Annotated in this window: 12 protein-coding genes; 6 read left to right on the top strand and 6 right to left on the bottom strand. The window is 57.7% G+C overall.

The window, feature by feature from the left end; genetic code table 11:
• Window positions 1-79 precede the first annotated feature (79 nt).
• Entirely contained in the window at window positions 80-2,500 is a 2,421-nt protein-coding gene (locus tag QMX84_RS00410) for a glucose/quinate/shikimate family membrane-bound PQQ-dependent dehydrogenase (protein ID WP_282362805.1), read from the top strand.
• A 148-nt stretch (window positions 2,501-2,648) separates the two neighbouring features.
• Here the strand turns inward: QMX84_RS00410 and QMX84_RS00405 are convergent, their stop codons facing one another.
• Both QMX84_RS00405 and QMX84_RS00400 read right to left on the bottom strand, forming a co-directional pair.
• On the bottom strand, window positions 2,649-4,202 hold the full coding sequence (locus QMX84_RS00405) for a TerC family protein (protein ID WP_262125888.1): 1,554 nt from the start codon (window positions 4,200-4,202) through the stop codon (window positions 2,649-2,651).
• A 262-nt stretch (window positions 4,203-4,464) separates the two neighbouring features.
• Window positions 4,465-5,349 carry a LysR substrate-binding domain-containing protein gene (locus QMX84_RS00400; RefSeq protein ID WP_282362804.1) on the bottom strand — a complete coding sequence of 295 codons (885 nt, stop codon included), beginning with the start codon at window positions 5,347-5,349 and terminating at the stop codon, window positions 4,465-4,467.
• Between the two features lie 148 nt (window positions 5,350-5,497).
• On the opposite strand from QMX84_RS00400, the gene QMX84_RS00395 reads away from it, so the two are divergent.
• Window positions 5,498-6,799: an FAD-binding oxidoreductase gene (locus QMX84_RS00395; protein WP_282362803.1), complete on the top strand. Its 1,302-nt coding sequence runs from the start codon at window positions 5,498-5,500 to the stop codon at window positions 6,797-6,799.
• 49 nt (window positions 6,800-6,848) lie between these two features.
• Window positions 6,849-7,934, top strand: coding sequence for a polyamine ABC transporter substrate-binding protein (locus QMX84_RS00390; protein ID WP_282362802.1), 1,086 nt, complete (start codon window positions 6,849-6,851; stop codon window positions 7,932-7,934).
• On the opposite strand, the gene QMX84_RS00385 is transcribed toward QMX84_RS00390, so the two are convergent.
• A complete protein-coding gene (locus QMX84_RS00385) occupies window positions 7,931-8,131 on the bottom strand; it encodes a PLDc N-terminal domain-containing protein (RefSeq protein ID WP_153332401.1) in 201 nt (66 codons plus the stop codon). The two genes, QMX84_RS00390 and QMX84_RS00385, sit on opposite strands and share 4 nt — an antisense overlap.
• A gap of 88 nt (window positions 8,132-8,219) precedes the next feature.
• Window positions 8,220-9,065, bottom strand: coding sequence for a tyrosine-type recombinase/integrase (locus tag QMX84_RS00380; RefSeq protein ID WP_282362877.1), 846 nt, complete (start codon window positions 9,063-9,065; stop codon window positions 8,220-8,222).
• Between the two features lie 1,078 nt (window positions 9,066-10,143).
• Here QMX84_RS00380 and mgtA point away from each other — a divergent pair.
• Both mgtA and QMX84_RS00370 read left to right on the top strand, forming a co-directional pair.
• Window positions 10,144-12,858, top strand: a complete 2,715-nt coding sequence (mgtA, locus tag QMX84_RS00375; RefSeq protein WP_282362801.1) for a magnesium-translocating P-type ATPase — start codon at window positions 10,144-10,146, stop codon at window positions 12,856-12,858.
• Between the two features lie 96 nt (window positions 12,859-12,954).
• Window positions 12,955-14,583, top strand: a complete 1,629-nt coding sequence (locus QMX84_RS00370) for a Na/Pi cotransporter family protein (protein ID WP_282362800.1) — start codon at window positions 12,955-12,957, stop codon at window positions 14,581-14,583.
• Between the two features lie 53 nt (window positions 14,584-14,636).
• On the opposite strand, the gene QMX84_RS00365 is transcribed toward QMX84_RS00370, so the two are convergent.
• A complete protein-coding gene (locus QMX84_RS00365; RefSeq protein ID WP_282362799.1) occupies window positions 14,637-15,281 on the bottom strand; it encodes a response regulator in 645 nt (214 codons plus the stop codon).
• A 3-nt stretch (window positions 15,282-15,284) separates the two neighbouring features.
• Window positions 15,285-17,096: a PAS domain S-box protein gene (locus QMX84_RS00360; protein ID WP_282362798.1), complete on the bottom strand. Its 1,812-nt coding sequence runs from the start codon at window positions 17,094-17,096 to the stop codon at window positions 15,285-15,287.
• A 178-nt stretch (window positions 17,097-17,274) separates the two neighbouring features.
• Between QMX84_RS00360 and QMX84_RS00355 the strand changes: the two genes are divergently transcribed.
• The gene (locus tag QMX84_RS00355) at window positions 17,275-18,897 is read left to right on the top strand and encodes an acyl-CoA synthetase (RefSeq protein ID WP_282362797.1); all 1,623 of its coding nucleotides are present in this window, start codon (window positions 17,275-17,277) and stop codon (window positions 18,895-18,897) included.
• The last annotated feature ends 32 nt before the right edge of the window (window positions 18,898-18,929 follow it).

Below are 18,929 nucleotides of genomic sequence, written 5' to 3'. Positions count from 1 at the left end.
CCTGGAAATCAGCGCTACCGTTATGGCTGGTTACCCTGAATTCCTTATCACTTTCATGCATCTAATAGGGTCATGCGCCATGAATAAGTCTCAACCTGCGGCCACTGTCAGCCGTTGGCCAATCTGGATCGCCGCCTTGGGCGTGCTGGTCTTCGGCTTGCTGTTTATAGCGGGCGGCGGTTATCTCGCGACGCTCGGCGGCAGTCTGTACTTCGTCCTTGCCGGTATCGGGATGCTCGTTGCTTCGGTACTGATGTTTAAACGCCGTGTGGTCGGTGCCTGGCTGTTTGCAGCGGTGATGGTGGCATCGGTTATCTGGTCGGTCGCAGATGCCGGGCTGGTGTTCTGGCCACTGGTTTCACGGCTGTTTGCCCTGGCCGTATTGAGCCTGGTGGTGGCATTGGCTTACCCGACGCTGCGCAAGGCCAATGGTCTGCAGGGTAACGGTGGTTATGCGCTGAGCGCTGCCCTCGCAGTGGCCATTGTTGTTGGTTTCTGGGGAATGTTTCAGCCCCACGCGTCGGTTGCACCCACAGGTGACGGCCCCGGCCTGACCAAGGTTGATCCGGCCAAAGCGCAGAAAAACTGGGAACACTACGGTAATGACGAAGGTGGCAGCCGCTTTGCCGCACTGGATCAGATCAACCGCAGCAACGTGTCCAAGCTGGTGCCAGCCTGGACTTACCACACCGGCGACATCGCGTTCAGCGATGGCAACGGCGCAGAAGACCAAATGACCCCGCTGCAAGTGGGCGACAAGGTGTTTATCTGCACCCCGCACAACAACATCATCGCGCTGGATGCCGATACCGGCAAAGAGCTGTGGAAGAACGAAATCAACGCCAAGTCGGCGGTCTGGCAGCGTTGCCGTGGCCTGGCTTACTTTGATGCCACCGCTGCCATCGCCGCTCCAACCGATGGCAGCACCCCTGCCGCTACCGTCAATGTGGCGCCGGGTGCAGCTTGCCAGCGCCGTCTGTTGACCAACACCATAGACGCCCGCCTGATTGCTGTTGATGCCGACACCGGCAAGTTCTGCGAAGACTTCGGTACCCACGGCCAGGTTGACCTGAAAGCCGGCTTGGGCGATGTGCCCGACTCTTATTACCAGCTCTCGTCCGCGCCGTTGATGGCCGGTACGACCGTGGTGGTGGGCGGTCGTGTTGCCGACAACGTGCAGACCGACATGCCAGGCGGCGTGATTCGTGGCTTCGACGTGGTCACCGGCGCCATGCGCTGGGCTTTTGACCCGGGCAACCCGCAAGACAAACAGGCTCCGGCTGACGGCAAAACCTATGTTCGCAGCACGCCGAACAGCTGGGCGCCGATGTCTTATGACCCGCTGATGAACACTGTTTTCTTGCCGATGGGCAGTTCGTCCACCGACATTTATGGTGTCGAACGTACCTCGCTGGATCACACCTACGGCGCCTCGATACTGGCACTGAACGCCACCACCGGTGATGAAAAGTGGGTGTATCAAACCGTCCACAATGACTTGTGGGACTTTGACCTGCCGATGCAGCCAAGCCTCATCGATTTCACCAAGGCCGATGGTTCTCAAGTGCCTGCCGTAGTGATCGGCACCAAGGCCGGGCAGATCTATGTGCTCGATCGCCACACTGGTCAGCCGCTGACTGAAGTTAAAGAAGTACCGGTCAAAGCCTCGAACATTCCGAACGAGCCGTACTCGCCAACCCAGCCAAAATCGGTGGGCATGCCGCAGATCGGCGCGCAAACGCTGACTGAGTCGGACATGTGGGGCGCTACGCCGTTTGACCAGATGCTGTGCCGTATCGCCTTCAAGAAAATGCGCTACGACGGCCTGTACACCGCGCCGGGTACTGACGTGTCGTTGAGTTTTCCGGGATCGTTGGGTGGCATGAACTGGGGCAGCCTGTCGACTGACCCGGTGCACGGTTTCATCTTTGTCAACGACATGCGTCTGGGCTTGTGGAGCCAGATGGTGCCGCAGAAAAAAGACGCCAAGGCGTCTTCCGGTGGCGAAGCACTGAACACAGGCATGGGCGCTGTACCGCTTAAAGGTACGCCGTATGCCGTGAACAAAAACCGCTTCCTGTCCGTGGCCGGCATTCCGTGCCAGGCGCCGCCTTTCGGCACGCTGACCGCCATCGACATGAAAACCCGGAAAATTGCCTGGCAAGTACCCGTGGGCACCGTTGAAGACACGGGCCCAATGGGCATCAAAATGAAGTTGCCACTGCCAATTGGCATGCCAACCCTGGGTGGCACCCTCTCCACCCAAGGCGGTCTGGTGTTTATTGCCGGCACCCAGGACTACTACCTGCGCGCCTTCAACTCGGCCAACGGCGAAGAAGCCTGGAAGGCCCGTTTGCCCGTCGGCAGCCAAGGTGGCCCGATGACCTTTGTTTCGCCGAAAACCGGCAAACAATACGTGGTGATCACCGCCGGTGGTGCACGCCAGTCGCCTGATCGTGGTGACTACGTGATTGCTTATGCATTGCCTGACAACCAGTAAGTTGCTGTAAATAAAAAACCCGCCTCAACAGGCGGGTTTTTATTGTCCGGCTCCCAAGGATTTCCCTCGTACATCCATAACTCCGGATATAACTGAAGGCTTACGACGGCTGCGCCACCGGACGCAGCCTCGTAAAACTTGACAGCTGCTACACCCCTTCCTTCGTCAACAACACCCGCGTCACGCGGCGTTCTTCGACTTCAGCCACGGTCAGGCTCCAGCCTTCCCACGTCAGATTGTCGCCAACCACCGGCAACCGATCGAGCAAACTCATGACCATGCCGGCCAGTGTTTGATAATCATCTGTCGGCTTGGCAGTAAAGCCGGTATGCCGAGTGATCTGGCTCAGGTTCAAGGCGCCACTGACCAAATACCCGTCCCCTTGCGCCACGATATTCGGACCTGCAATTTCGCTGGCATCCGGCAGTTCACCGGCAATCGACTCAAGAATGTCGGTCATGGTCAGGATGCCGATAAAGTCACCAAACTCATTGATCACAAACGCAATGTGGGTCGACTCTTTGCGCATCTGCTCCAGGGCGTTGAGGATGGTAAAGCTGTCCAGCAGGTTGATGGCCTTGCGCGCCATCGCCTCAAGGTCGGGTTTGTGACCGGCCAACAGTTCCTTTAACAGCTCTTTTTTGTGCACAAAACCCAAAGGCTCATCGATGCGCCCTTCCCTGATCAATGGCAATCTCGAGTACGAAGAATGCATCAGGGTGGTGCGGATCTGTTCCTCAGAGTCGGTCAGATCAAGATGATCAATCTCGGCACGCGGGGTCATTACCGTGCGAATCGGGCGTTCTGCCAATTGCAGCACACCGCTGATCATGATCCGTTCACGTCGGTGGAAGACCTCTTCAGCCTCCCCGCCTTCGAGCATGTCGGCAATTTCCTCACCCACTTCATCCTCGTTCAGCTTGCGACCGCCCAGCAGGCGCATTACCGCATGGGCCGTGCGCTCACGCATCGGCCGCAGGCCCTGCAAGCTGCGTTTGCGGCGCGAGCGAGCGATCTGGTTAAACAGCTCGATCAGGATCGAGAAACCGATGGCCGCATACAGATAGCCTTTAGGAATGTGGAAGCCCAAGCCTTCCGCCGTCAGGCTGAAACCGATCATCATCAAAAAGCCCAGGCAGAGCATGATCACGGTTGGATGGCTGTTGACGAACTTGGTCAATGGCTTGCTGGCAATGATCATCAGGCCGATGGAAATCACCACGGCAATCATCATGACCGACAAGTGCTCAACCATGCCCACTGCCGTAATCACGGCGTCGAGGGAGAACACTGCGTCCAGCACGACAATTTGCGCAACGATCGGCCAAAACAGGGCGTACACCGCATTCGACTTGCGCTCGGCAACGTGGCCTTCCAGTCGTTCATGCAACTCCATGGTCGCCTTGAACAACAGAAACAGGCCACCAAACAGCATGATCAAATCGCGGCCAGAGAAGGACTTTTCAAACACTTCAAACAGCGGCTCGGTCAGCGTGACCATCCACGAGATGCTGGCCAGCAGGCCCAAACGCATCAACAGGGCCAGCGTCAGGCCGATAACCCGCGCACGGTCGCGCTGCTCAGGTGGCAGCTTGTCCGCCAGAATGGCAATAAACACCAGGTTATCGATGCCGAGCACCAACTCCAGCACGATCAATGTCAACAGGCCAAGCCAGGCCGTGGGATCTGCAATCCATTCCATATCGGTTATTCAGCCTCTCGAAACATCGGGGTCAACGAATGACGCGCACAAGCATGCGAAGCAACGGGCGTATTGCCCGTGCCCAATAAATTTGGGAAGCGCGTGGGAGATTCAAGAGTGGCGGCTAAGCGCAAAACGGCTGCGGGGTGCAAGAAAAAACTGGGAGGCTCCAGGAGGGTGTTCATATAGGCCTTGATGAAATTCGGGAGGCAATCCTACAGCGACTCCCGGTTTTACCCATGCGTATAGTTATTACAAAATCTTACTTCTGGTTGGCCTCTGCTTGTTGCGCGAACCACTGCAAGACCTTTGTACACGCGGGGTGTGCACTGGCCGAGGGCTGCAAACACAGCGAATAATTCCCACCAGTTTTCAGTGGCTGGCCAAACGGAATCACCAACAGCCCGCGCTGAATGGACTCTTCGGCCAACGTCATGTCCGTGACAGCCACGCCCAATCCTCGTGCTGCTGCATCAAGTGCCAACTCGTCCAGGTTGAACGGAATATGTCGGTAAGCCTCGAGGGGTTGCCCCTGATTGGCCGCCAACCAGGCAATCCACGCCTGTTTATCTGCCGAGCGGTGCAGCAGCGCGAAGCGCACCAGGTCATCCATGGACTCCAGTACGCCCAGCCCCGGCGCACAGACCGGTACTAACGCTTCATCAAACAGAGGCAGACAGGTTGGGTCACTGGAGGGCTCGGGCAAATAAAGGATGTAGGCATCGCTGTCGCTGGCAGGCTCGACGATTTCGGTGGCTACGGTCTCAATTGACAGCGAAATATCGGGATAACGCAGGTAAAAGTCGCTGAGTTTTGGTAGCAGCCAACGCACGGCCAACGATACATGCATGCGAATCCTGAATGGGCGCGTTTGTGGTGAGAGCCGGTCTTCAAGGCTGCGCAACTGCTCGAAAATAGCACGCGCTGTGGCCAGCACCTGCTCGCCCTCTGCCGTTAAACGCACGTTGCGGCTGTTTCTCGCAAACAACGCAACCGCGAAATACTCCTCCAATTGCTGGATTTTTCGACTCACAGCGCTTTGGGTCAAACAGAGCTTTTGCGCCGCTTGGGTAAAGCTGCCTGAATCAGCGACTTCTATCAGGGCCTGCATGGCCTGGAGCGAAGGAACGTGGCGAATCGTATCCATGCGTTTTCTGCATTGATCAATGAATTAATAGCGTTGGTTATATCACCGTGATCGTCATAAATTCCAGCGACACGCAGCGCCGACTGATCCCAAGCATGAAATTTAAGAATCAATTAAGCGGCGCAGCCAACGATAGACGAGGTGTTGTTTGATGAATCAATGTGGCTGGATTGCCCTCACCGAACCGTCGCCCGGCCATGCTCCCCTTAGGGGCGCGCAAAAGGCCGACTGGCTGATTATCGGGGCGGGCATCACCGGGCTTAGCGCGGCGCACTCACTGGCCGAACTGCACCCGCAGGCGCGAATCGTGATTGTCGATCGCCAGCGCGCCGCGCAAGGTGCCTCGGCACGCAACTCAGGGTTTGCTGTGGCCCATGAGAACCCTGCTGATAATGAACTGCTTGGACATAACGGCTTTGCCGACTACCAGGCTGACACCTTGATCGGCCTGGCTGCCAGCCAGGAGGTACGCACGCGTATTGCCCGACACCAGATCGATTGCGAATACCGCGACTCAGGTTACTACTTCGCGGTCAGCGACCCGGGCAAGCTGTGCAGGGTCGAAGCCAGGCTGCAAACCCTCAACGCCGTGGGCGCCTCAGCGCAGTTTCTACAAGGCCCGCAACTGGCCAAAACGTTGGGCACTGAGCACTATCAAGCGGCGATCTGGTGCGGTAATGGCAATGCCTTGCTGCAACCGGCCAAGTACGTAAAAGGCTTGCTGGATGCGCTGCCTGAGTCGGTCACCCTGTACGAAAACACTGAAATCAGCGGCCTTGAACGCCTCAGTGACGGTCAGATCCGCGCCAACGGCCCTAGTGGCAATGTGACCGCCCGGCAAGTACTGGTGTGTCTGAATGCCTTTATCCCCCGTGCCGGGATTGAGACCAGCAGCACCTTTGCCATGGAACTCAGCGCGAGCCTGACACGCCCGCTCACCGATCAAGAATTTGCCGCTATTGGCAGCGCAGCCCCTTGGGGTGTGCTCTCCACCAGGCCGCTGGGTGCGACGGTACGGCTGACCCCGGACCGCCGGGTCATGATCCGTAACACGGCGGAATATCGGACTAAAGATTTGACCGAGAGCAACCTCTTGCTGCGGCGCAAGCACCATGCGCTGGGCTTACAACGGCGTTTTCCCGGGTTATCCGAGCAGGATATTCAGTACACCTGGACCGGCCACCTCAGTGCTTCACGCAGTGGCCAACCTTACTTCGCCAAGGTTCAGGAAGGGATTTATGCAGTCGCCGGTTGCAACGGCTCTGGTGTTGCGCGGGGCACGTTGTGGGGCCGCTTGCTGGCAGAACTGGCCAGCGGTGCCAGCTCTGAGCTGTTGCATTCAGTCATGCACCGGGCCCAGCCGGGCTGGCTCCCTCCCCGACCGTTTTTCGACCTTGGCGCGAAGGTGCGCATGCGCCTGGAGGCCGTGCGGGCCCGAACAGAAATCTAAGACGTCACGACCCATAAAAGAACAAAAACCTACGATTCGGTGATCGAACATGCACATCCACGCAGTGTCCCTTGCACTCCTCTGTTCAGTTTCTGCGGCCAGTTACGCAGACGAAAGTGTCAATATTTCCAACTGGAACGGCTATATCGCCGACGACACCTTGACCACCTTCACTCAACAAACCGGGATCAAGCCCACATACGACCTGCACGACAGCAACGAAGTACTGGAATCCAAGTTAATGACCGGGAACACCGGCTATGACGTGGTCAGCCCTTCAAACCACTTTATGTCACGGCTGATAAAGGCCGGAGCCATTCAAAAACTGGATCGCAGCCAGTTGCCCAACTGGAAAAACCTGGACCCGGTGTTGATGAAAAAGCTCGAGGTCAATGACCCGGGCAATCTTTACGGTTTTCCGTACATGTGGGGGACCGCGGGTATTGGTTACAACGTCGACAAGATCAAAGCCATTTTTGGCACCACCGACGTTACTCACTCCTGGAGCATGTTTTTTGATGAGAACAACATCAAAAAGCTTAGCCAGTGCGGGGTCGCGATCATCGATAACCCCACACAGATCCTTCCAATCACCCTTAACTACCTCGGCTTGCCACACCACAGCCACGAACCGGCCGATTACAAGCAAGCCGAGCAGGCCCTGCTAAAAATCCGGCCGTATGTTCAGTACTTTCATGCCTCCAAGTACATCAGCGACTTGGCCAACGGCAACATTTGTGCGGTCATCGGTTTTAACGGCGACGTGGTACAGGCGGCGGCAAGCGCCAAGGAAGCGGGGAACGGCGTCAACATTGCCTACTCAATTCCTGACGAAGGCTCCACGCTGTGGCTAGACATGGTGGTCATGCCCAAGAATGCGCCCCATGCGAGCAATGGCTACGCCTACATGAACTACTTGTTGGCCCCGCAGGTGATCGCCAACATCAGCAACCAGATCCACTACGCCAACCCAAACCTTGCGGCGGACAGCTACCTGGCACCCGACGTGAAACAGGATCCGGCGATTTACCCGCCCAAGGAAGTCGTCGACAAACTGTTCACCGTAGAAGACCTGCCCGCCTCGATAGCCCGCCTCAGCACGCGGCTGTGGACCAAGCTCAAAACCAACACTTAGGCCTTGGGGTGGGCGTGTTTTTTGGCGCCCACCAGCAACCACGCCAACATGCCGAACAGCGGCACAAAGATCACCACGGCCACCCACATGCACCGGCTGTTCACCGGTGCATTGCTTCTCAGCACCCCGCGAATGGTCCATAGCTCCAGTAGTAGCAGAATGACGGCTATCACAGCCCAAAACGTAGGAATTTCCATACATCACCTCGCTAGTTGTAAAACTTTAGGCGGGCTGTAGGCGTGAGGGTTCATTAATTTTTCAAAATGCTTCGGCGGCTGGTGCGCATTACAGCGAAAAACGATCAGTGGCATTGCGTCGCTCGTTGTCATCGCGCATGTCATAGCTGACGGTAGTGGCAATGTTGGCGTGGTGGGCGAGTTTCTGAGCGATCGAGACGTCATATTCCTCAATCACCCGCGTAATGAACGAACGCCGAAAGTCATGGGGCATGATGTCCACGCCCACTTGTTTACCGCGCTGTTTGGCGATGTAGTAAATCGCATGTTTGGTGATGCGTTCACGGGTGATGTGGTTGCCACGGCGAATCCGGTTGAACAAAAACGTGTCGTCGCTGACGCCTTCCGGCAGTTGCTCGCGGCGAAAATTGAGCCAGACCTGGAGCTTTTCGAAGGCCCAGGCCGGGGCGAACTTGATCAGCTCTTTGTTGCCTTTGCCCAAGACCTGCAAGCTGCGCTCGGCCATGTTGACCTGACGCAAATCCATGTTCACAGACTCGGATTTACGCATGCCCGAGCCATACAAAATCGCAATGATTGCTGCATCCCTCAGCCCCTGTGGGCGCGGGTCCGCAGCGCAGACATCCATCAGCTCGCGGATCAACGTGCGGCGCAGGTTACGGCCCTTGGTCAGGCGCGAACCACCGCCCGCCTTCACTGCGCGAATTTTGAGGAGTTGATCCTGAGTGATCAGGCTCTGCTGCCAGGCCTGATTCATCACGCCGCGAATCGCATTCACATACAAAGACGACGTATTGGGCGCATAACCATCGGTACGTAGCGCGGCCACCAGGGCCGTGATATGCCCCGGCTGCAGTTGATGCCAGGGGAATTCCTCAATCGCGACATCATCGACACCCAAACGATCAGCCGCGTCCTGCAGCACATAGCGCATGGTCTGGCGGCTGGACGCTGCCAACTGTTGCAGGTAAAGCGTTACAGGCGCTTGAAGAAGCTGTAATGCTGCGGGGTCTTTAATCGACACAACCACTCTCGGTACGGATTGAAACACGCCGTAATATAACCCAAACCTATAGATCCGACGCGCACTTATAGCCGCAGATTGACTCGCTGAAGGCGATGGTCTGCGATCTTTAATCATCAAGATCTAAAGATCGCGAGGCGAGCTCACTCCTACACGGTATAGGTGATGTGTTATTAATTTGTAACTGTCATATAAGTGCCTTATTGAAACTTGACGTTCATTGCACTTTTTCAAGTTGCTGAACACTCCCTGTACCGCCCGCACTTGCTGGTGTTTAACGTTGACTTGATATACCCGTCTCAGTAGATTGCATGGGCCGACTCAGTCGGCACTTTACTCACTCACAAAAGAAGCTAATGGACACAGTATCTAGTCGCTGCCCGGCCTGCGTGAAAACGCCTGACCGGGCACCCAATCCAGACATTGACGGGACTCGCCTGCTGGGCGAGGTCAACTGCGCTAGAGCTTGACGCTCCAACGTAACGACCTCCCCGGCAGCCGTCCGGTTACGAGGTGTGTTATGACCTTTAAAGCCTTTGTTCTACCTGGCGTTCGCGCCTTTACCTCAAGCATGCGGGTTAAATTGGCCCGTGAGCCAGGCACTGCGCGCTCCGCTCGCACGCCCTTCTCATCCCCCGTTTTCGGCGCAAAACCTGCGCACCATCAGGTGCATTGGCGCGTCAGCCCTGCCACAGGTCAACTGGAGCAGCGCTGGAGCATAGCCGACCTTCAGGAGCCTCAGAGTCGCGCCTGGCGCTGAACACTGACAGGTTTTAAACCACTGTTGAATAACTGGAGTTCCCTATGGAAGAAGCCAGTAGCCACCCGCTGCGCAACTAGTAAGTTAATTGTTGTAGCGGGACTTTAAAGCGCACTTAAACACTTATTAAAACCGATCGCGATATCTGCGACCCGGCATACTTTGGCTCGTCGTTAATACGGTAAGCCAAGGTATGTTTTGTCGAGCGTTGGCGACAGGAGTATGACCATGAGCGCGGTAAAAAACAGCAACGTTCGAGACAAGAACAACGCAGGCGAAAACAGCAAATTGTCGATGCGCGCTGCACGGGAAGCGCAAAACGGCCTGGCCGCCACCCTGGCCAATGTCCGGGCCACCACGGATGGGCTGACCCTGCTGGATGCAACTGATCGCCTGGAAAATGAAGGCTACAACGAAGTAGCTCACGACAAGCCGCCTCACGCGGTCGTGCAGTTCATGATGGCGCTGCACAACCCTTTCATTTATGTACTGCTGACCTTGGGGGTTATCAGCTTCTTCACCGATTACTGGCTGCCTTTGCGTGACGGTGAAGAAACCGACCTGACCAAAGTCATCATCATTGCCTTGATGGTGGGCCTGAGCAGTTTTCTGCGCTTCTGGCAGGAGCACCGCTCGGCCAAATCCGCCGAAGCCCTCAAAGCTATGGTGCGCACCACTGCGACAGTACTGCGTCGTGAGCGCGTTGGCGCCCCCGCCAAAGTGCTGGAAATCCCCATGCGTGAACTGGTGGCCGGCGACATCGTGCAACTGTCCGCAGGCGACATGATCCCCGCTGACATACGCCTGATCGAATCCCGCGACCTGTTTATCAGTCAGGCGGTGCTGACTGGTGAAGCCTTGCCCGTAGAGAAATACGACACCCTGGGCAATGTCGCGCAAAAGTCGGCCTCCAACGCAGCGGCAGATCAAAGCAACCTGCTGGACCTGCCCAACATCTGCTTTATGGGCACCAACGTGGTCAGCGGTACGGCACGTGCCGTGGTGGTCGCGACCGGCCCACGGACTTACTTTGGTTCTCTGGCCAAGGCGATTGTCGGCTCCCGTTCGCAAACCGCATTCGATCGCGGGGTTAACAGCGTCAGTTGGTTGTTGATCCGCTTCATGCTGGTGATGGTGCCGGTAGTGTTCTTCCTCAATGGCTTCTCCAAGGGCGATTGGGGCGATGCTTTCCTGTTTGCCCTGGCGGTGGCGGTCGGTCTGACCCCAGAAATGCTGCCGATGATCGTCAGTGCCAACCTGGCTAAAGGCGCCACCGCCATGGCCAAGCGCAAAGTCGTGGTTAAACGCCTCAATGCCATCCAGAACCTCGGTTCGATGGACGTGCTGTGTACCGACAAAACCGGCACCCTGACCCAAGACCACATCATTCTGGAGCACCATGTCGGCCCTGACGGCCAACGCGATGAATCGGTACTGGCGCTGGCCTGGCTCAACAGCCATCACCAAAGCGGTATCCGCAACCTGATGGATCAGGCGGTGGTGCAGTTTTCCGAGCGCGATCCAAAGTTCAAGCTGCCTTTCGCCTACAGCAAGGTCGATGAACTGCCGTTTGACTTCGAGCGTCGTCGCCTGTCGATTGTGGTCAAGGACAACCGTGGCGATCACCTGCTGGTGTGCAAAGGCGCTGTCGAGGAGATGCTCGGCATTTCGACCCATGTGATGGAAAACGGTGTCCGGGTAGCACTCGATCCCGTGCGCCGCGCTGAACTGCTGGCACGGGCCACTGAATACAACGAGGACGGCTTCCGGGTACTGGTGGTGGCCACCCGCGACATCCCCAAGGCTAACGCGCAGAAGCAGTACACCACCAAAGATGAGCGCGACCTGGTGATTCGCGGCTTCCTGACTTTTCTTGATCCGCCAAAAGAAACCGCAGGCCCGGCCATCCGCGCCCTGCAAGACATTGGCGTAGCGGTGAAGGTACTGACCGGCGATAACGCGGTTGTCACCAGCAAAATCTGCCGTCAGGTTGGCCTTGAGCCCGGAACCCCGCTATTGGGGCCGGAAATCGAAGCCATGAACGATGCCACCCTCAAGCACGAAGTCGAGCAACGCACGGTCTTTGCCAAGCTCACACCGTTGCAGAAATCCCGGGTGCTCAAGGCGTTGCAGGCCAATGGTCACACCGTAGGCTTCCTCGGTGACGGCATCAACGATGCCCCGGCGTTGCGTGATGCGGATGTGGGTATTTCCGTGGACAGCGGCACCGACATTGCCAAGGAATCGGCCGACATCATCCTCCTGGAAAAGAGCCTGATGGTGCTCGAAGAAGGCGTGCTCAAAGGTCGAGAAACCTTCGGCAACATCATGAAGTACCTGAACATGACCGCCAGCTCCAACTTCGGCAACGTGTTCTCGGTACTGGTGGCCAGCGCCTTTATCCCGTTCCTGCCCATGCTGTCGATTCACCTGCTGCTGCAAAACCTGATGTACGACATCTCCCAACTGGCACTGCCATGGGACCGGATGGACAAGGAATACCTGCAAAAGCCGCGTAAATGGGATGCCAAAAACATTGGCCGCTTCATGATCTGGATCGGGCCAACCTCGTCGATCTTCGACATCACCACCTTTGCCCTGATGTGGTATGTGTTCAAGGCCAACAATGTCGACGTGCAGACCTTGTTCCAGTCCGGCTGGTTCATCGAGGGGCTGCTCTCGCAAACCCTGGTGGTGCATATGTTGCGCACCCGCAAGATCCCGTTCTTCCAGAGCAACGCCGCATGGCCGGTGATGATGATGACCGTCATTGTCATTGCACTGGGTATCTACGTACCGTTCTCGCCGCTGGGCACCCTGGTGGGCCTGGAGCCGCTGCCATTGGCGTACTTCCCATGGCTGGTCGCGACGCTGGTCAGCTATTGCTGCGTGGCACAACTGATGAAGACTATTTACATCCGCCGTTTCAAACAGTGGTACTGACGTAAAAAGCCGGGCTGACGCGGTTTCGCGTCAGCCCGGCCGCGCGTGTGTGTGTAGATGGCGTAAACCTGAATATTTGTTTTGTGGAGATTCCTCATGTCAGGAACCACTCTCTTGCTCAACCTGGCCGGTGCGATTGCACTGCTGCTGTGGGGCACTCATATGATTTCTACCGCGCTGCTGCGCGGTTTCGGCACCCAACTGCGCAACTGGATGGGGCGCAATCTGAATAACCGCTGGATGGCACTGCTGTCCGGCATTGGCATTACCGGCGTGCTGCAAAGCAGCACCGCCGTGAGCATGATGGCCACCTCTTTTACCGCCGCCGGCACCTTGAGCCTGGCGCCAGCATTGGCCGTGATGCTCGGGGCCAACATCGGCTCAACCCTGGTGGTGCAACTGCTGAGCTTCGACACGTCGCTGGCTACACCGATCATGCTGCTGGCCGGTTTTATCGTGTATCGCCTGCGTGACGACTCACGCTACGAAAGCATCGGCTGTGCGCTGATCGGGTTGGGGCTGATGCTACTGGCCTTGGGTTTGCTCAGTGCAACCCTGAGCCACATGGAGGCCACCTCGGTATTTCGCGCGGTCATGCAAAGCCTGGATGGCGACTTGATCATTGCCGTCGTGGCCGCGGTGTTACTGACCTGGCTGTGCCATTCAAGCGTGGCCGTGGTGCTGTTGATCGCTTCCCTGGCCGGTGCCGGAATGATGGCCCCGGTCACCGCCATGGCCTTGGTGCTGGGTGCCAACGTCGGCGGCGCGTTGCCCTCGGTACTCAGTGCCGGCTCAACCGTGGCACGTCGTCTGCCCGTGGGGAACTTGCTGATTCGTCTGCTGGGCACCGTGCTGTTGTTGCCGTGGCTGCCATTGCTGGCCGACCAACTGGCCCACACCAACCTCGGCCCTGCGCACTTGGTGGTGTACCTGCATACGGCGTTCAACCTGGCGTTGGCGGTGCTGTGTATTGGCCTGATTGAGCCAATGGCCAACGGCCTGAGTCGCCTGTTCCCGCAACAAGAGCGCCCGGCAGATCCGGGCATGCCGCAATACCTGGACGAAGCCGGGCTGGAAGTGGCCAATATCGGGCTTTCCAATGCCGTGCGTGAAGCGTTACGACTGGCGGACATGGCGTCGCTGATGCTCAATCAGGTGCTGCAACTGTTCGAAAAGCCCGATCAAGCGGCTTTCGACAAAGTGCGCCAGCTTGACCATTCCGTGGATATGTTAAGCGCGGCGATTCGAGCCTATCTGGCAGACATAGGCCAGGAAGGCTTGAGTGACGATGACGCCGATCGTGCCCAGGAAATCCTGATGTTCGTGATCAACCTGGAGCATGCGGGGGACATCCTCAGCAACCTGGCGCAACTGGCGATTCGCCGGGCTCGCCGTGGCGAACATTTCTCGACCTTTGAGATGCAGCACATCCAGGGCCTGCACTTGGCCTTGCTGGACAGCCTAAACCTGGCGATCACCGCTTTCTTGCGCGAAGACATAGCGGCGGCAAACAGGCTGGTGAGCCACAAAGAAATCGTGCGCCAGCTCGAAGCCCGCGCCAGCCGCGAGCACTTTCGCAAACTGCAAAACGACAAAACCGCCTGGGCCGAATCAGGCGATATCTTCCAGCGTGTACTGCGCGACTACCGCCGCGTGCACCACCACATCGCCGCGCTGGGCTATCCAGTACTCGAACGCAACACCCCGGACACCGCAAATCTGTAGGAGCGAGCTCGCCTCGCGATCTTTTGATCTTCTGAAAGATCGCAAGGCAAGCTTTACAGCGTTGCCCGCAATTTAAGCGGATCCACCAGCCCCGCCGCTATCACCATGCCCACCAGATCCGGCAAGTGCTCAGCCTGCATGCGCTTCATCACGCGGGCACGATACAGGTCGATGGTTTTTGCACTCACCGCCAATTGCTCAGCAATTTCACGGGTGGTGTAGCCCTTGACCAGCGGCAACAACACATCGCGCTCACGGGGTGTCAGGCTGTGCAGGCGAGCTTCAAGCTCCGTCAGTTCCTGGCCGGCGCTTTGCCGCGCATTACCGCCGCTCAAGGCCTGTTGCACACTGTCGAGCAGCAACTGCTGGTTGTAGGGTTTCTCGATAAAGTCATGGGCGCCCGCCTTGAACGCACGAACCACAATAGGCACATCGGCATGGCCACTGACAAAAATCACCGGCAGGGTTAACCCGCGTTCCTGTAACGCTTGCTGCACATTCAGACCACCCATGGCGGGCATGCGGATATCCAGGATCACACACGTGCTAAGGGCCGGATCCACGGCGTGCAAAAAAGCCTGACCACTGGTGAAGGGCACTGCATTCAGGCCGACCGACTCCAATAACCAGACGGTTGAATCGAGCATGCCCTGATCGTCATCGACGACGTAGACCACGTGGTGCTGCGGGGTTGTCATGGCTTAATTGCTCTCTTTTTGTTGTGGGGTGACGGTCATCAGTGGCAGGCGGCAGCACATGCGCAGCCCGTGGGGTTGCGGCTCGGCATCAAGCTCACCGCCCAAGCCCTCGATGATACTGCGGCTCATCGACAAACCCAGCCCCAGCCCTTCGGCCTTGCTGGTGTAAAACGGGGTGAACAGTTGCTCAAATTGTTCGGCTGTGACGCCTGGGCCCTGATCCTCGACGCTAATGCTTAACTCGCCAGCACGTGCGGCCTGCACATTTATACGGATACGCGAAGGCCGCCCCGGCTGCTGCTCGCAATTGGCGTCAATGGCATTGCGCAACAGGTTAAGCAACACCTGCTCCAGCAACACCCGGTCGGCATACACCAACGGCAGAAGGGCCGGCAACTCTTGCTCAATCATCACCTGTCGCTCACGGGCTTCCCACGCGCATAGATTGACTGCTTGGCGCACCACTTCACTGACGTCCAGCGCTTGTAACGTGCGCCGCCCCTTGCGTAAAAAACCGCGCAAACGCTTGATCACTTGCGAGGCATGGCCGGCATGCAGGGTAATTCGTTCCAACCCTTGAGCGACACGGGTTGCAGCCTCGGGGCTGGTGGCCAGGTTTTGCAGATAACGCTGGCTGGCATTCGCATAATTCATCACCGCGGCCAGCGGCTGATTGATTTCGTGGGCAATACCGGACGCCAGCTCCCCCAGGGTCACCAGCCGGGCGGTATGGGCCAGTTCGTCCTGATGATGACGCTGCTGGGCTTCACGCAGTTCGCGCTCGCGCATGTCACGGGCCACCAGTGAGAAAAACCGTTCACCCGAGGTGGCGCGATGGGCCAGCAGCAATAAAGACACCGGCACCGAGGGGTCACCATTCAACGGCTGCAAGCGGGCTTCACTGCTCCACAAGCCGTGTTCTTCAGCACTGCGCCAGCCCACAGACTGCAGTTGCGCCAGATCGCCAGCGCTTAAAAAATCCGCCAGCGAAATAACACTTTTCCCACACGATAAACCGAGAATTCGCTTGGCCGCCGGGTTGAGATAAGACACCCCACCCGCCGGATCAATAAACAACACCGGGTCAGGATTAACCTCGACCACTTCTGCCAGGCGCCGCTTGTTTTCTTCCGCCTGAATGCGCGCGGTGATGTCTCGCGACACGCTGACCACCTCAACCACCGCGCCGGTATAGGTTTCGCGAATTGCCCGGCTGGCGGTTTCAAACCACAGGTAATGCCCGGCTTGATGGCGAATCCGGTAGGTCATGGTGTGATACCCATCGAGCTCAAGTGCATCACGGGCCTGGCGCAACACCTGGGCCAGATCATGGGGGTGAAACAAACGCTGTGCCCGGCTGCCGCGCAGTTGCTCGGGCCAATAGCCAAGCAACGTCCAGGACGCTGGCGAGGCATCGAGAAAACGCCCGTCCGGGGTATGCCGTGAGATAAGGTCGGTGGTGTTCTCGGTAATCAGCCGGTACAGGCGCCGGGCCTTGGCGGCTTCACGCCCGGCCAGCAGTTCGGCACTCGCCTCCCGTCCACGGGCCACGACACATTGGCTTTCAGGTACCGGTATCAGTGTCCACAGCCACAGGTGTTCGGCAAACTCCGCCTGCACCTGCTCAATCGCCCGTCCTTGTTGCAAACAGGCGCGTACCAGCTCATCGATATTGCCCGGCAGCCACTTGCGCACCTCGGCCAGTGGCGTGCTAGCCAGCAGCCGTGACAGTGCCGGGTTTACCGTCAACGGCGTGCCAGCGGCGTCAAGGATCACTGAGGGTTGCGGGTCATGGGTGAGCAGTGAAACAGGCATGGGGCATCCGCGGGTTAAGTCACGATTCAATATAGAACAAATACTATATTGCTTAGGTATTACTTCCATATCAAATACAAACTGAGCTATAACTCAGACCGGACATAAAACTGCCCCCCTCGACAGCATAAGAGCGGGCAGCCATTAGAGCTAACAATCAGCCACCGGAATGACCATCATGTCGATTTTTGAGCAGGGCCTTGAGCCTACTGCCGTCAACCATATTGCCCTGTCGCCTCTGAGTTTTATCGAACGCACCGCCAGCGTCTACCCCGACTACCCCGCCGTTATCCACGGTTCTATTCGCCGCACTTGGGCGCAAACCTACAGCCGTTGCCGTCGTTTGGCCTGCGCGCTGGCCGGGCGCGGGATTGGCAAGAACGATACCGTCGCCGTAATGTTGCCCAATATCCCGACCATGCTCGAAGTGCATTTTGCCGTGCCCATGGTCGGCGCCGTATTGAATGCCCTGAATGTGCGCCTCGACGCCGAGGCCATCGCCTTCATGCTGGCTCATGGCGAGGCCAAGGTACTGATTGCCGACCGCGAATTCCATGAAGTGATCCACGCAGCAGTGGCCATGCTTGATCATCCGCCATTGATCATCGACGTGGATGACCCCGAGTACGGTGAAGGCCAGCCGGTCAGCGCGCTGGATTACGAAGCGGTACTTGCCGAAGGCGATCCTGACTACGACTGGCAATGGCCCGCAGATGAATGGCAAGCCATTGCGCTCAACTACACCTCGGGCACCACCGGCAACCCCAAGGGTGTGGTCTATCACCATCGGGGCGCTTACCTCAACTCCCTGGGCAACCAGATGGTCTGGGCCATTGGCAATCACCCGGTGTACCTGTGGACCCTGCCGATGTTCCACTGCAACGGCTGGTGCTACCCCTGGATCATCACCGCACTGGCCGGGGTGCATGTGTTCCTGCGCCGGGTCGACCCGCAAAAAATCCTGACTCTGATTCGTGAACACCAGGTTACCCACCTGTGCGGCGCCCCCATTGTGCTCAATGCACTGGTGAACATGCCGGAATCGGCCAAGGCAGCTATTGATCACCCGGTAAACGCCATGGTCGCAGGCGCGGCGCCCCCGGCCAAAGTGATTGGGGCCGTGGAAGAAATGGGCATCAAAGTCACTCACGTTTACGGACTGACCGAGGTCTATGGCCCGGTGACCATCTGTGCCTGGCATGACAAATGGGACGAGCACACCCTGGCCGAACGCGCCCAGATCAAATCTCGCCAGGGCGTGCGCTACCCCACGCTGGAAGGCGTGATGGTGGCCGACCCGAAAACCCTGAAGCCGACCCCGCGTGACGGTGAAACCATGGGCGAGATATTCATGCGCGGCAACACGGTGATGAAGGGTTACCTGAAAAACCCCAGCGCCAGCGCAGAAGCCTTTGAAGGCGGCTGGTTCCACACCGGCGACCTGGCCGTGTGCCACCCGGACGGTTATGTGGAAATCCGCGACCGCCTTAAAGACATCATCATTTCCGGTGGCGAGAACATCTCTACCATTGAAGTTGAAGGGGTCTTGTATCGCCATCCCGGGGTCATGGAAGCGGCCGTGGTGGCGCGCCCCGATGAGAAATGGGGCGAAACCCCTTGCGCATTCATCACCCTGAAGGCCGACCACCAGCAGGTGCGCGAAGCCGACATCATCAGCTTTTGCCGCGAGCATCTGGCCGGGTTCAAAGTACCGCGCACCGTGGTCTTTACCCTTCTGCCCAAGACTTCTACAGGCAAAGTCCAAAAATACGTACTGCGCGACATGGCCAAAGCCTTGTAACCCTCCTTTTGAAATGTTTGACGAGGTTTTGT

The organism is Pseudomonas sp. PS01297 (genome assembly GCF_029959305.1).
GTDB lineage: Bacteria > Pseudomonadota > Gammaproteobacteria > Pseudomonadales > Pseudomonadaceae > Aquipseudomonas > Aquipseudomonas helleri.
This window is presented reverse-complemented; position numbering and strand designations above follow the sequence as displayed.